The sequence below is a fragment of the Pseudomonas sp. GW821-FHT03A09 genome, assembly GCF_059421065.1.
On the sequence record NZ_JBWKUX010000023.1, the window covers coordinates 24,500 to 38,652 of the forward strand.

Here is a 14,153-nt window from a genome sequence, read left to right on the forward strand (position 1 = left end):
TTGATAGTTAGCAAACTAACTGTATGCGAACTATTCAGTGTCCCAAGCCCTCGAACAACTTCATATGAACCTCAGCAGCAGCATGGTGGTGGGTGCGCGCAATTGGCGCAAAATCTGCCAGACCACGCTGGTGAGCTATGGCATCTCCGAAGCCTGCGCCGTGCCGTTGTTGATGATTGGCCGCTTGGGTGACGGTGTGCATCAGGTCAAGGTGGCCCAGGCGTCCGGGATGGAAAGCCCGTCGCTGGTGCGCCTGCTCGACCAGCTGTGCAGCGGCGGTTATGTGTGCCGCACCGAAGACCTCCACGACCGCCGCGCCAAGGCGTTGAGCCTCACTGAGCGTGGCCGTGAGTTGGTGCAAGCGGTGGAAGTGCAACTGGTGCGCCTGCGCCAGGAAGTATTGGCCGACATCGCCCACAGCGATCTGGAGGCCGCGCTGCGTGTGCTGCGGGCCTTTGAGGCGGCGTCGCTTTGAACGGATTCTTTACCGGTATGCCGCCGGCCCGCGATTGGTTCTACGGGGTACGTACGTTCGCTGCTTCGATGATCGCGCTGTATATAGCCATGCTCATGCAAATGCCGCGTCCGTATTGGGCAATGGCCACGGTGTATATCGTCTCCAGCCCGTTTGTCGGCCCTACCAGTTCCAAAGCCTTGTACCGCGCCATCGGCACCTTCATGGGGGCGGCGGCGGCGGTGATTTTCGTGCCGATGTTCGTGCAGTCGCCTTACCTTCTGGTTGTAGTGATTGCGTTGTGGACGGGCACGTTGTTGTTCCTCTCCATGCATCTGCGCACCGCCAATAACTATGCGCTGATGCTCGCTGGTTACACGTTGCCGCTGATTGCTTTGCCGGTGGTGGACAACCCGCTGGCGGTGTGGGACGTGGCCGAGGCGCGTACCGAAGAAATTTTCCTCGGTATCGCCGTGGCGGCGGTGGTGGGCGCGATGTTCTGGCCTCGGCGCCTGATGCCGGTGTTCGATGGCTCGGTGAGCAAGTGGTTCAGCGACGCCCAGGTCTACAGCCAGCGCTTTCTGACGCGCCATGTGGACCCTGAAGAAATCAGCACCTTGCGCAGCGGCATGGTCGCCACCTTCAACACCCTCGAATTGATGATCGGCCAGTTGCCCCACGAAGGCGCTCGGCCGCAGACGGTACGCAACACCAAAGAACTGCGTGGACGCATGATTCACCTGCTGCCGGTGGTGGATGCCCTCGACGACGCGCTGTATGCCATCGAACACCGCGCGCCGGAGTTTCTCGATCGCATCACACCCGTGCTTGAGGCCTCCCGACAATGGCTAGAGAACACCCAAGAAAATGCGCCCCTGGAAAGTTGGCGCGCCCTGCGGGATCAGGTTGACGCCCTGCAACCCCAAGGTGAAGCCCTGGACGACCGCCACACGCTGCTGTTCTCCAACGCCCTGTATCGCCTGGCCGAGTGGATCGACCTGTGGCAAGACTGCCGCAGTCTACAAGCCGCTATCCAGTGCGAAAGCCAGGACGCCTGGCGCGCCGTGTACCGCCATTGGCGCCTGGGTCGGCTCACGCCGTTTCTCGACCGTGGCCTGATGTTCTACTCGGCATTTTCCACGGTCACCGCGATCATCGTCGCCTCGGTGCTGTGGATTCTACTGGGCTGGACCGACGGCGGCAGCGCGGTGATCCTGGCCGCCGTGGCGTGCAGCTTTTTCGCCTCGATGGACGACCCGGCGCCGCAGATCTACCGGTTCTTTTTCTGGACGGCGATGTCGGTACTGTTCGCCAGCCTCTACCTGTTCCTGGTACTGCCCAACCTGCACGATTTCCCGATGCTGGTGCTGGCGTTTGCCGTGCCGTTCATCTGCATTGGTACGTTGACCGTGCAGCCGCGTTTCTACCTGGGCATGTTGCTGACGCTGGTGAACACGTCGTCGTTCATCAGCATCCAGGGCGCCTACGACGCCGACTTCCTCAACTTCGCCAACGTCAACCTGGCCGGGCCTGTGGGCCTGCTGTTCGCGTTTGTATGGACGCTGATCGCACGGCCCTTCGGTGCGGAACTGGCGGCCAAACGCCTGACCCGTTTCAGTTGGCGTGACATCGTCAGCCTGACCGAGCCTGCGACCCTGGCCGAACACCGGCACATGGCCGTGCAAATGCTCGACCGCCTGATGCAGCACTTGCCGCGCCTGGCCCTGATCAACCAGGACACCGGCACGGCGCTACGTGATTTGCGCGTGGCCCTCAACTTGCTCGACCTGCTGGCCTACGCACCGCGTATTTACGGGGTGCCGCGAGTGTTGCTCGACCAAGTGGTAGAAGGCGTCGGCGGCTACTTCAAGGCGTGCCTCAAGGCCGGTGAACGCTTGCCCGCGCCCAGCGGTCTGCTGATGACCCTGGACCGCACGCGACGCGCCCTTAACGGCCAGGGCCTGCAAGACGGAGACGACACCCGCCTGCATCTGTTGCACGCACTGGCTGGTTTGCGCCTGTCGTTGCTGCCCGGCGTGGAATTTATTGGCGGCACCGAGATGGAAGCGCCGCTACCTGATGGAGCGCCTTTATGATCGGTGATCTGGATATCAGCGGGGTGTTCCTTCCCACGCTGCTGGTACTGATGGGCATTACGTACGTGTTGTTTCTGGTGGTGCACGGGCTGTTGACCCGCGTCCACTTCTACCGCCTGGTCTGGCACCGGGCATTGTTCAATGTGGGGCTCTACGCGCTGTTGCTGGGTGCCGTGGACTCACTCAGTCGATACCTGATGACATGAAAAAACCTTTTTTGACCATCGGCCGTGTAGTCCTGACGTTGTTGATCGTGTCGTTTGCGGTCGTCGTTGTGTGGCGCATGGTCATGTACTACATGTTTGCCCCGTGGACCCGTGACGGGCACATCCGTGCCGACATCGTGCAGATCGCCCCGGACGTGTCCGGGCTGATCCAGCAAGTCGACGTGCGCGACAACCAGTTGGTGACCAAGGGCCAGGTGCTGTTTGCCGTCGATCAGGACCGCTTCAAGCTGGCCCTGCGCCAGGCCCAGGCTGCCGTGGCCGACCGCCAGGAAACCCTGGCCCAGGCCCAGCGCGAGTACAAGCGTAACCGTGGGCTGGGTAACCTGGTGCCGAGCGAACAGCTGGAAGAAAGCCAGTCCCGCGTGGCCCGCGCCCAATCGGCCCTGGCCGAAGCGCAAGTGACGGTGGACGCCGCCCAGCTCAACCTCGACCGTTCGGTGATCCGCAGCCCGGTGGACGGCTACGTCAACGACCGTGCGCCACGCACCCAAGAGTTCGTCACCGCCGGGCGCCCGGTGCTGTCGGTGGTGGACAGCAACTCCTTCCACATCGATGGCTATTTCGAAGAGACCAAGCTCGACGGCATCCACGTCGGCATGGGCGTGGATATCCGTGTGATCGGCGATAACGCCCGCTTGCGTGGGCATGTACAGAGCATCGTCGCCGGTATCGAAGACCGCGACCGCAGCAGCGGCTCCAACTTGCTGCCCAACGTCAACCCGGCGTTCAGCTGGGTGCGCCTGGCCCAGCGGATTCCGGTGCGAATCGCCTTTGATGATGTGCCCGCGGATTTCCGCATGATCGCCGGGCGTACTGCCACAGTGTCGATCATCGGTGACAAGCCTCAAGACCAAGACGGAGCCAAGCCATGAAGCAGCTGCTGGCAACCGCTGCGCTGGGGGTGTTGCTGTCGGCCTGCCAAGCGGTAGGCCCGGATTACAAGCTGCCGGAACAATCGGCCATCAACCGTGGCGACCTGCAAGGGCACATCGCGGGGGAGGGCAGCAACGTGGTATCGGCGCCGGTGCCGGCCGACTGGTGGAAACTCTACCAAGACCCGCGCCTGGATGAGCTGGTGCGCCAGGCCATGGCCTCCAACACCGACCTGCGGGTGGCTGCCGCCAACCTGCAACGTGCGCGCTACCAGACCCAAGAGGCTGAATCTGCCGGTGGCTGGAGCGCCGGGGTCAAGGCCGAGGCACAGCGCTTGCAAGAGTCCGGCGAGGCGTTTTTGCTGCCGGAAAAAGTCCCGGTGTCCAACATCGGCAGCGTCGGTATCAGCACTTCGTACCAGTTCGACCTGTGGGGCACCTTGCAACGGGGTATCGAAAGCGCCCAAGCCAGCGCCGACGCCGCGCAAGCCGCCGCCGATATCGCACGTATCACCCTGGTGGCCGATGTGGTGCGCTCCTACACCCAGGTGTGTGCCGCTAACGAAGAACTGGCGATTGCCAACGAGTCGCTCGACCTGCAAGGCCAGAGTACCCAGCTGACTCAGCGCCTGCGTGACGCCGGACGCGGTGATGAAACCCAGGTGACCCGTTCGCAAACCCAATACAAATCCTTGCGCGCCGACATGCCGCGCTATACCGCCGCACGCCAGGCGGGCTTGTTCCGCTTGTCGATGTTGCTGGCCAAGCCGGTGGATCAATTGCCGGCCGGCACTGCCACCTGCGCCGAGCTGCCGCACATCGCCCAGTTGCTGCCGGTGGGCGACGGTGCCGCGCTGCTCAAGCGTCGTCCCGATGTGCGCCAGGCTGAACGCCAACTGGCCGCCGCCACCGCGCGGATCGGCGTGGCCACCGGTGCGCTGTACCCAGACATCAGCATCGGCGCCACCGTCGGTACCGTGGGTATTCTGGACGACCTGGGCACCGCACCCGCCAACCGCTGGGGCTTTGGCCCGTTGATCAGTTGGACGGTGCCGACCAACGGCGCCCGGGCACGTATCCATGAAGCCGAGGCCGCGACCCAAGGCGCCCTGGCGCACTTCGACGGTGTGGTGCTCAACGCCATCCGCGAAACCCAGACCGGCCTGGCGCAATACACCGCACAATTGCAACGCCGTGACGCGTTGGCCGATGCCGGCGAGTCGGCCAGGGAAGCCTCGGAGCAGACGCACCGCTTCTTCCAGGCCGGCCGTGCGTCGTTCCTGGCCGACCTGCAAGCCACCCGCACCTACACCGACGTGCGTGCACAACTGGCTGCGGCCAACACCCAGGTCGCCATGAGCCAGATTGATCTGTTCCTGGCGTTGGGCGGTGGTTGGGAAAGCGGACGAACGCAAGCAGCACCCGCCAGCAAACCCTGAGCAAATAGCTATGCTTTGACTGGCGGGCCCCGTGATGGCTCGCTGGTCATTGCTCGCGATTGCTCACGGGGATTCCAATAATGAAAAACCCTTATGCTCCCGCTTTCTGGTGCGTGTTCTTCGCGCTGGTGCTGCTATCGGCTGCCTACTTCTACGGCGTCATGCTTGCCCATCAACTCGACAAGGCCATGGTGTTCCTCGACAGCGCCTGCGCGATGATCGGCACATTGTCCATCGGCGTGGTGGCCTGGGCGTCTTATCAAAACCAACGGGTGAAGAAACGGCTGCTTGAACAAGGCAAGACCCGCGTGGCGATCTGGGACACCAAAGTCGCCCTGCGCCGCGTCGAAACCGTGTTCGACCGCTATTTCTGGGGCAGCTACTGGCAACCTGGGCGCACCTTTCAGGAAGTCATGGGCGAACTCACCGGCACGCCCCTGGAAAAAAGCCTCGAAGCCCTGAAAAAACAGTGCGTGCTCCTCGATCAGCAAGTCGCCGACGGCAGGCATTGGCTGAATAACGCGCGTGAGTTATCGGATGTGGCCAACCAGATGGCCCGTGAACGCTACCAACTGGACTTCTGTGACCCCAAGGTGGACACCCCGGGCAATGCCGTGATCCACCGTGAGTTCGAGGTGCTGGTGTACACCTGGACGGCGCGCCTGAAGAGTTTTGACCACCAGCTCGATGAGATCGATATGGAGTATTCCTGAACCAAGTGCCGACTTGATCGCTCTGAGAAAACTGGGCCGTGCGCGGCCGCCAGTGCTAATCTTCCCCCGTTTTCGGCGGGCTTGAGCCAACCCCCTCGGGGTTCAAGGAAGACAGCCCACTTCTCACAGGATTTGATCAGGTCACTTCATGAATAAGCCAGCTGTTGTTTTCTTGGGTTTCGTTGTCGCCATCGGCGCCGTCAGTGCAGGCGGTGCCTGGTACACCGGCAAGCAATTGGAGCCGGTGTTGCAAACCGCAATCCAGAACGCCAACAAGGAACTGCAGACCTCCATGGCCGGCGTCGACGGCAGCGTGAACCTTGAGCTGGTGTCCCTGGACCGTGGCGTGTTCAGCAGCACGGCTCACTACCGCCTCAAGGGCCAGGGCACGGTCTTCGGTGAAGACAACCCGAACCCAGAGCTGCTGTTCGTCGACCATATCGAACACGGCCCGCTGCCGTTCTCGCGCCTGGTCACGCTGAAGTGGCTGCCGGTCATGGCCACCAGTCACTACGAGCTGGAAAAGAACGCCACCACGGAAAAATGGTTCGCTGCCAGCAAAGACGTGTCGCCGCTCAAAGGCGTGGCCAATATCGGCTACAGCCTTTCGGTCAACGGCAACGTCGAATTGCTGCCCCTGGAGATCAAGGATGACAAGTCCTCGGTGAGCTTCTCCGGCGCCAACCTGGACTTCGACAGCACCGCCGAAGGCAAGAAGGTCAAGGCCAGCGGCTACATGAACAGCCTCAAGGTCAGCGCTATCGACGGTAACGGCGAGGCATTCGAAGCCGAACTGGCGGGCCTGACCGTGGCCAGCAACCTGGCAAAATCCACCTTTGGTTTCTACACCGGGCAAAACACCGTTGAGCTGACCGACACCAAAGTCACCTTCGGCCCGCAGAAAGCCGTGCTGACCCTCAAGGGCTTCGAGCAGAAAGACACCAGCGAAACCAAGGACAACAACCTGGCTGGCCGTGTCGACTACAAGATCGATGAGATCGGTTACCAGGGCAAACCTGTCGGTTCGGCGGCCATGGCCCTGAGCATGAAAAACGTTGATGTCCCGGCGATGCTGGTGCTGACCAAGCTGTACCAGGACAAGATGCAACCGGTACAAGCTGCTGCCGCTGCCGGCCAGCCGGTGCCTGAGCTGCAATTGACCGAGGCCGAACAAACCCTGGCTGAAACCAACGTCAACCAAGTGCTGGCCGCCAAACCGCAAGTGGCGGTGGAAAACCTGTCGCTGAAAACCACCCACGGCGAAAGCAAATTCAATCTGATCGTGGACCTGGCCAAGCCGACCTCCATGGAGTTGCCACCGGTTGAATTGGGCAAGCAAATGGTGGCTTTGCTGGATGCCAACCTGACCCTGTCCAAGCCAATGATTGGCGACGTGGCGGCACTGCAGGCCCAGGTGGATGGCGTCACCGATCCGAAAGCCATCGAGCAGCAATCCCAGATGGCGGCAGAAATGGTCAGCAGCATGGCCGTTGGCACTCAACTGGCGACTCTGGTGGGTACCGACGTGGTCTCCAAACTGCACTACGCCAACAATGAAGTGACCTTCAACGGCCAGAAGATGACCGTCGAGCAATTCATCAGCTTTGTCATGGCTAAAGTCGGCGCGGTCAGCCACGCGCAATAACGGCTAACACGGCCAACAATGTGGGAGCGGGCTTGCCCGCGAAGGCGGTGGTTCAGTCACTGATGTGCTGAATGACACACCGCCTTCGCGAGCAAGGCCGCTCCCACATTCGTTTCAGGGTGGCCCAGTGCAGCTAATTCTGAACAATTGTTCCTGATGGGTCTTTTCCTTACATTTCTAAGGGATAGTTCCTACAGGAAAGCTAGGTCGGGTCACTGGACGCCGACACCCCTGATGCAAATTGCTCAGGACCGCCTATCGTTGTAGCTTTCCGTGTGTAAGGAAGCTCACGACATGCTGCGAAACCTCCCTCTCAGTGCGCCAGGCCGGCTGCGCCTGCTCATTGGTGCCGCTTTATGCAGCCAGTTGCTGGTTCCTGCCTTCGCTGTGGCCGATCCGGCGTATGACGCCCTGATCATCCAGGCGCGTAACGGCAACTTCACGCCTGCCCTGACTCAATTGCGCCAACTGCCCGCCGAACGCCAGACGCCGGGGCAGATCAGTGATCATTTGGTGATTGCCGGCTGGGCCGGGCAAGATGCCGAAGTGCTGAAGGTGTATGAAGCCCAGGGCAAAAATCGCAACCTGACCACCCAGGCGCTCGCCACGGTGGCCCGCACCTATCGCAACCAGAAGCAGTGGCCGCAGGCCCTGGCTGTCTACCAGCAAGCGCTGCTGCGTGAGCCGAACAATGTCGACCTGCAACTGGGCCAGGCCCTGACCCAGGCTGACGGTGGCCAAATCAACGAAGCCGTGTTGCGCACCCGTGCGCTGGTGGCCGCCAAGCCGAACGATGCCAACCGACGAATGGCCCTGGGCTACGCGCTGACCCGCGCCGGCTTGAACTTCGATGCCCTGAATGAATTCGACAAGGCGTTCGTGCTCGCCGGCGACAAACCGGAGGTGGTGCGCGAATACATTGTTGCCCTGCAAAAGGCCCGTCTGCCGGAGCCGGCGCTGCGTTTGTCGGCCAAGCATCCTGGCGCGCTGGACGCCGTGACCCAACGCCGCCTGGAAGGCGACCTTGCCGCCGAACGCGTGCGCATGGCCGAGTTCGCCACGCGCAGCGAGAAAGAGCGCTATGTGATCGCCGACCGCGCCCTTAACGACTACGACCAATTGCTTGCCCGCTGGACCCCGGATGCCAGTGCTCATGACGATGTGGTGCGCTGGCGCATCGACCGTCTGGGCGCCCTCAAGGCGCGGGCGCGCACTGCCGAGGTGATCCGCGAGTACGAAACCCTGCAAGGCGAAGGCGTGCAATTGCCGACGTACGCAATCCGCTGGGTCGCCGCCGCTTACCTCGACCAGCGCCTGCCGGAAAAAGCCGAGCCTCTCTACCGACAAGCGCTGGCCGCACCGGATGCCGACCCGGCCGACCGTGTCGAAGACAGCACCGCGCTGTTCTACGCCCTGGTGGAAAGTGACAAAGCCCTGGAGGCCCGCGAAGTCGCGAGCAATCTGGCCAAGAGCCAGAACCCCCGCGAAGAACTCAAGGGCTTGCCCATCGGCAACCCCAACGACAACTGGATGGATGCGCAGCAACTGGCCGCCCAGGCCGACACCTTCACCGGTGACTTGCCTGGCAGCGAAGCGGGCCTTGAGACGCTGGTGCGAAAAGCCCCCGGCAACGTCAGCCTGCAACTGGCTCAAGCCAATATGTACCGCGCCCGGGACTGGCCGCGCCGCTCTGAAGGTGCCCTCAAGGAAACCGAAGCCCAGGCGCCACGCGATATCAGCTTGGAGGTGTCCCAGGCCTATACCGCCATGGACCTGCAAGAGTGGCGGCAGATGGACACGCTGACCGACGACGTGTTGGCCCGCAACCCGGACAACCGCCAGGTACAGCGCCTCAGCCGTCTGCGTGACGTGCATGATATGGCTGAGCTGCGTGTCGAGGCTTACACCGGTAAAAGCTACGGTGGCGGTAACAATGGCGCGGGAGCGGTATCCGGAAGCCGTGACTGGGGTATTGAAAGCCGCATTTACACGCCGCCCATCGACGAAGATTGGCGTCTGTTCGCCGGTGCCGGTTATGCCACTGCCGACTTCTCCGAAGGCACCGGCCAACACCGTTGGCAACTCGTGGGTGTGGAGCGGCGCACCCGCGATATGACCCTGGAAGCCGAAGTCTCCAATCACTCCTACGGCTATGGCTCCAAACAAGGCGCGAGCGTGTCGATTGCGCGCGACATCAACGACAACTGGCAATACGGCGGCAGCCTCGGCTACCTCCTCGCCAGCACGCCGCTGCGGGCGTTGAATGCCGATATCACGGCCAATGGCGGCAGCGGTTTCATCCGTTGGCGCGCCAATGAAAGCCGCGAGTGGAAACTGGCATTGAGCCCGTCCCATTTCAGCGATGGCAACGACCGCCTCGAAGCCTTGCTCACTGGGCGTGAGGGCCTCTACAGCTCGCCCCATGTGCAAGTCGACCTGGGCCTGGAAGTGGGCGCCAGCCGCAACACCAAGGACGACACGGTGTATTTCAACCCCAAGTCGGACTTCACCGTGTTGCCCACCCTCACGGTCAATCATGTGCTCTATCACCGCTACGAGACTCAGTGGAGTCAGCAGTTCCAGGTCGGTGCAGGTACGTACAGCCAGCGGGATTACTCAACCGGTGGCATTGGCTTGATCGGCTACGGCCAACGCTTTCGTTGGAACGACGTTCTGGACGTGGGCGCCAACCTGAGCCTGATCAGTCGACCTTATGACGGCGACCGCGAACGCGATCTGCGCTTGCTCGTCGACCTCAATTACCGTTTCTAGAAAGAGCCTGACCATGACCGTCCTCAGCCGTTGCTTGTTGGTCCTGGGTTTAGTGCTGGCCAGCGCCTGCGCCCAGCAACCCGCGCCCTACACCCCACCCGCCGAGCGGCCGACACCGCTCAACGAAGCGCCGTGGCCGAAAAACCACTTCCTGGGCATTGCCTACCACGACGTCGAGGATCGCGACCCCGACCAGGCCGTGGTAGCGGTGCGTACCGAGCGCCTGATTGAACAGTTGGCCTGGTTGCGCGAGAACGGCTATCAGCCGGTGTCCGTCGACCAGATCCTGGCTGCGCGCCGAGGTGGCCCGGAGTTGCCGCCCAAGGCCGTCATGCTCAGTTTCGATGATGGTTATTCCAGTTTTTACACGCGGGTGATGCCGATCCTGCGTGCCTACCACTGGCCGGCGCTGCTGGCGCCCGTAGGCTATTGGATCGATACCCCGCTGAATCAGCCGGTGGATTTCGCCGGGATGCCACGGCCGCGTGGGGAATTCCTCACCTGGCAGCAGATCCGGGAAGTGTCCCAATCCGGGCTGGTGGAGATTGCTGCGCACACTGACGCCAGCCACAAAGGCATACTGGCCAACCCTCAGGGCAACCTGGAGCCGGCCGCGACCAGCCTGCGCTTTGACCCGGCCACGGGCCGCTATGAGACCCAGGCGCAGTTCGATGCGCGGATGCGTGCCGATGTCGCCGCCATCTCGAAAAAGATCCAGACCGTTACCGGTAAGGCGCCACGGGTGTGGGTGTGGCCGTACGGCGCGGCCAAAGGCACCTCATTGGCTATCGTCGGCGAACAGGGTTACCAGATGGCGCTGACCCTGGACGACGGCCTCGACGACCTTGGCAAGCTGATGAACAGCCCGCGCTTCCTGGTGGCCTCCGACCCGGATGGCGAGCACTTCGCCAACAGCATCGTTGCCGTGCAGGCCCCAGCGCCCTTACGGGTGCTGCATGTGGACCTGGATAACGTCTATGACCCGGACCCGGCCCAACAAGCGCGCAACCTAGACCAGTTGGTGCAGCGCGTGGTGGACATGGGCGCGGGCACCGTCTTCCTGCAAGCCTTCGCCGACCCCAAGGGCGACGGCCTGGTGCACTCGCTGTACTTCCCCAACCGCCATCTGCCGGTGCGCGCCGACTTGTTCAACCGTGTGTCCTGGCAGTTGCACACCCGTGCCCATGCCAGCGTCTACGCATGGATGCCGGTGCTCAGCTTCGCCCTTGACCCCAAGCTGCCCCGCGTGACGCGCTGGGACCCGCAGACCGGCAAGGTGGGTCTCGACCCGGATCAATACAAGCGCTTGTCGCCGTTTGACCCGCAAGTGCGCAAGATCATCGGTGAAATCTATGAAGACTTGGCGCGCAACAGTGCCATCGACGGCGTGCTGTACCACGATGACGCCGTGCTGTCGGATTTTGAAGACGCCAGCCCCGCCGCGCTCAAGGCTTACGCCGCCAGCGGTCTGCCCGACAGCATCGCGGCCCTGCGCGCTGATCCTGAGGTGATGCACCGCTGGACCCGTTTCAAGAGCCGCTACCTGATCGACTTCACCAATGAACTGACGGCCAAGGTCCGTGCCATTGGTGGGCCGCAGGTGCTGACCGCGCGCAATATCTTCGCCGAGCCTATGCTTAACCCAAGCAGCGAAGCCTGGTTCGCACAGAACCTCGACGACTTTCTCCAGACCTACGACTGGACCGCGCCGATGGCCATGCCATTGATGGAAGGCGAAACGCAGAAAAACTCCAATGCCTGGCTGGAGAAACTGGTCGCCACGGTCAAGGCCCGCCCTGGCGCGCTTGAACGCACGGTGTTCGAGCTGCAAGCCAAAGACTGGCGCACGAAAGAAGCGACCGATATCAACGGTGCGCAGATGGCTGAATGGATGGGGGTACTCAAACGCCAGGGGGTCAGGAGCTTTGGCTACTACCCGGACAACTTCCTGGAAAACTCACCGGACCTGAACACCGTGCGTCCGGCCCTTTCCAACCAGTGGAACCCTTGATCATGTTTGACAGAATCCTGGCTCTATTTGTCTTGGCACTGGTATTGGGCGTACCCCTGGGCCTGATCTTCCTGGTGACCGGGCAGTTCCTGATGGACTTCGTGTTTTTCTACCCGTTGTTCATGTCCGGACTGTGGATCGCCGGCGGCCTGTATTTCTGGCTGCATTGGGAGCGCCACTGGCCGTGGGAAGAAGACACGCCGGCGCCGACCCTGGCCGGCAACCCGCTGATCTCGATCATCATCCCTTGCTACAACGAGGGCGATAACGCCGCCGACACCATTCATGCGGCGCTGGACCAGCTCTACCCGAATATCGAAGTGATCGCGGTCAACGACGGCTCCACGGACAACACCGCCGCCGTGCTCGACGCCCTGGCCCTGGAAAACCCGCGCCTGCGCGTGCTGCACCTGGCGCAGAACCAAGGCAAGGCCGTAGCCCTGCGCATGGGCGCCGTGGCCGCGCGCAGTGAGTACCTGGTGTGCATCGACGGTGATGCGTTGCTCGACAAAAACGCAGCGGCCTACATGGTTGCACCGATGCTCGACAACCCGCGCCTGGGGGCGGTGACCGGCAACCCACGTATCCGCACGCGTTCGACCCTAATTGGCCGTGTGCAGGTGGGCGAGTTTTCGTCGATCATCGGCTTGATCAAGCGCACCCAGCGGGTGTTCGGCCGGATCTTCACGGTGTCGGGTGTGGTGGTGGCGTTCCGTAAAAAGGCGCTGGACCGCATCGACTACTGGAGCACCGACATGATCACCGAGGACATCGATGTCAGTTGGAAGCTGCAACTCGATCACTGGGCCATCTTCTACGAGCCGCGCGCCCTGTGCTGGATCTTGATGCCCGAAACCGTCGGCGGCCTGTGGAAGCAGCGCTTGCGCTGGGCCCAGGGTGGCGCTGAGGTGCTGTTCAAGAACATCCGTGGTATCTGGCAATGGCGCCATCGCTACCTGTGGCCGCTGCTGTTCGAATACTGCCTGTCCACCGGCTGGGCCTTCACCTTCTTGCTCTCGGTGATTTTCTGGGCTGTGGGTAAGTTCATCGTGCTGCCACCGGCGATTGCCGTGGACTCCCTGGTGCCACCGGCGTTTACCGGGCTGGTACTGGCGATGGTGTGCCTGCTGCAGTTCGCGGTGAGCATCCTGATCGACCGGCGTTATGAAAAAGACCTGTGGAAAACCCTGTTCTGGACCGTTTGGTACCCGATGGTGTTCTGGCTGGTCAGCTTGTTGACCACCTTGGTCAGCTTTCCCAAGGTGCTGTTCAACCAGCATCAGAAACGCGCGCGCTGGGTCAGCCCGGATCGCGGTATCAAACCCAGCGAAGAGGAGGCGTGATCATGAAACTGGTCAGAACGCGTCAAAACGTCGTGATGTGGGTCATCGATGTACTGCTGACCCTGCTGGCCTGGTTCGGGCTGATTTGGCTGCTGGCGCGCGGCATGAGCGCGATGCTGGAAACCCATGGCGGTCCACGCCTGGAAGCGCCGATCTTTGCCGCGCTCAACACCTTGCAGGTGTACCTGTGGATCGCCTTGTTTAATGCGGTGATCCTGATCAGCTGGGCGCGTTACCAACAACGCAAAGGCCGCAAGTTCGCCCAGCGCCGCGCCGAGGCCAATGCCCTCAGTGACAAGCACCTGAGTGAAAGTTTCAACTTGGGTGAGGGCGACCTGGAGCAATTGCGCCGACCGGGTGTGCTGGTGATCCATAACGACGAGGAGGGCGGTGTGGAAGAAGTGAAGTCCCATGTGTCCCGCGACGTGGAACGCCCGCCGCTGACACTGGTGCCCGGCACGCCAAAAGACAAAGACGCCGGTTGACTTGTAGTGAGCGGGCTTGCCCCGCGCTGGGGGGCGAAGCCGCCCTAAAACCTGCTATCACGTTTTATCTGACACAACGCGGCGGTCGTATTGGGG

General features: G+C 62.1%; 11 protein-coding genes. All 11 read left to right on the forward strand.

Annotated elements, in window-relative coordinates; all coding sequences use genetic code 11:
* Positions 1–64 precede the first annotated feature (64 nt).
* The 11 genes from AC07V4_RS26435 (at position 65) to pgaD (ending at position 14,057) form a co-directional block, all read left to right on the forward strand.
* A complete protein-coding gene (locus AC07V4_RS26435) occupies positions 65–475 on the forward strand; it encodes a MarR family winged helix-turn-helix transcriptional regulator (RefSeq protein ID WP_492637754.1) in 411 nt (136 codons plus the stop codon).
* Positions 472–2,550 carry an FUSC family protein gene (locus tag AC07V4_RS26440; RefSeq protein WP_492637753.1) on the forward strand — a complete coding sequence of 693 codons (2,079 nt, stop codon included), beginning with the start codon at positions 472–474 and terminating at the stop codon, positions 2,548–2,550. The genes AC07V4_RS26435 and AC07V4_RS26440 overlap by 4 nt, the downstream gene beginning before the upstream one ends.
* Positions 2,547–2,756 (forward strand): DUF1656 domain-containing protein, encoded by a 210-nt coding sequence (locus AC07V4_RS26445; RefSeq protein WP_012721577.1) that lies wholly within the window; start codon positions 2,547–2,549, stop codon positions 2,754–2,756. The genes AC07V4_RS26440 and AC07V4_RS26445 overlap by 4 nt, the downstream gene beginning before the upstream one ends.
* Entirely contained in the window at positions 2,753–3,649 is an 897-nt protein-coding gene (locus AC07V4_RS26450; protein WP_431751745.1) for an efflux RND transporter periplasmic adaptor subunit, read from the forward strand. Before AC07V4_RS26445 ends, AC07V4_RS26450 begins: the two co-directional genes overlap by 4 nt.
* Complete coding sequence (locus AC07V4_RS26455) at positions 3,646–5,088, forward strand: efflux transporter outer membrane subunit (RefSeq protein WP_492637752.1); 1,443 nt, start codon at positions 3,646–3,648, stop codon at positions 5,086–5,088. Before AC07V4_RS26450 ends, AC07V4_RS26455 begins: the two co-directional genes overlap by 4 nt.
* A gap of 80 nt (positions 5,089–5,168) precedes the next feature.
* Positions 5,169–5,801: an NADH:ubiquinone oxidoreductase subunit N gene (locus AC07V4_RS26460; RefSeq protein ID WP_492637751.1), complete on the forward strand. Its 633-nt coding sequence runs from the start codon at positions 5,169–5,171 to the stop codon at positions 5,799–5,801.
* 148 nt (positions 5,802–5,949) lie between these two features.
* Positions 5,950–7,446 carry a YdgA family protein gene (locus tag AC07V4_RS26465; protein ID WP_492637750.1) on the forward strand — a complete coding sequence of 499 codons (1,497 nt, stop codon included), beginning with the start codon at positions 5,950–5,952 and terminating at the stop codon, positions 7,444–7,446.
* Positions 7,447–7,740: 294 nt separating this feature from the next.
* A complete protein-coding gene (gene pgaA / locus AC07V4_RS26470) occupies positions 7,741–10,218 on the forward strand; it encodes a poly-beta-1,6 N-acetyl-D-glucosamine export porin PgaA (protein WP_492637749.1) in 2,478 nt (825 codons plus the stop codon).
* Between the two features lie 13 nt (positions 10,219–10,231).
* Positions 10,232–12,229: a poly-beta-1,6-N-acetyl-D-glucosamine N-deacetylase PgaB gene (gene pgaB, locus AC07V4_RS26475; protein WP_492637748.1), complete on the forward strand. Its 1,998-nt coding sequence runs from the start codon at positions 10,232–10,234 to the stop codon at positions 12,227–12,229.
* Between the two features lie 2 nt (positions 12,230–12,231).
* Complete coding sequence (pgaC, locus tag AC07V4_RS26480; RefSeq protein ID WP_492637747.1) at positions 12,232–13,572, forward strand: poly-beta-1,6-N-acetyl-D-glucosamine synthase; 1,341 nt, start codon at positions 12,232–12,234, stop codon at positions 13,570–13,572.
* Between the two features lie 2 nt (positions 13,573–13,574).
* Positions 13,575–14,057 (forward strand): poly-beta-1,6-N-acetyl-D-glucosamine biosynthesis protein PgaD, encoded by a 483-nt coding sequence (gene pgaD / locus AC07V4_RS26485; protein WP_492637746.1) that lies wholly within the window; start codon positions 13,575–13,577, stop codon positions 14,055–14,057.
* Positions 14,058–14,153 lie beyond the last annotated feature (96 nt).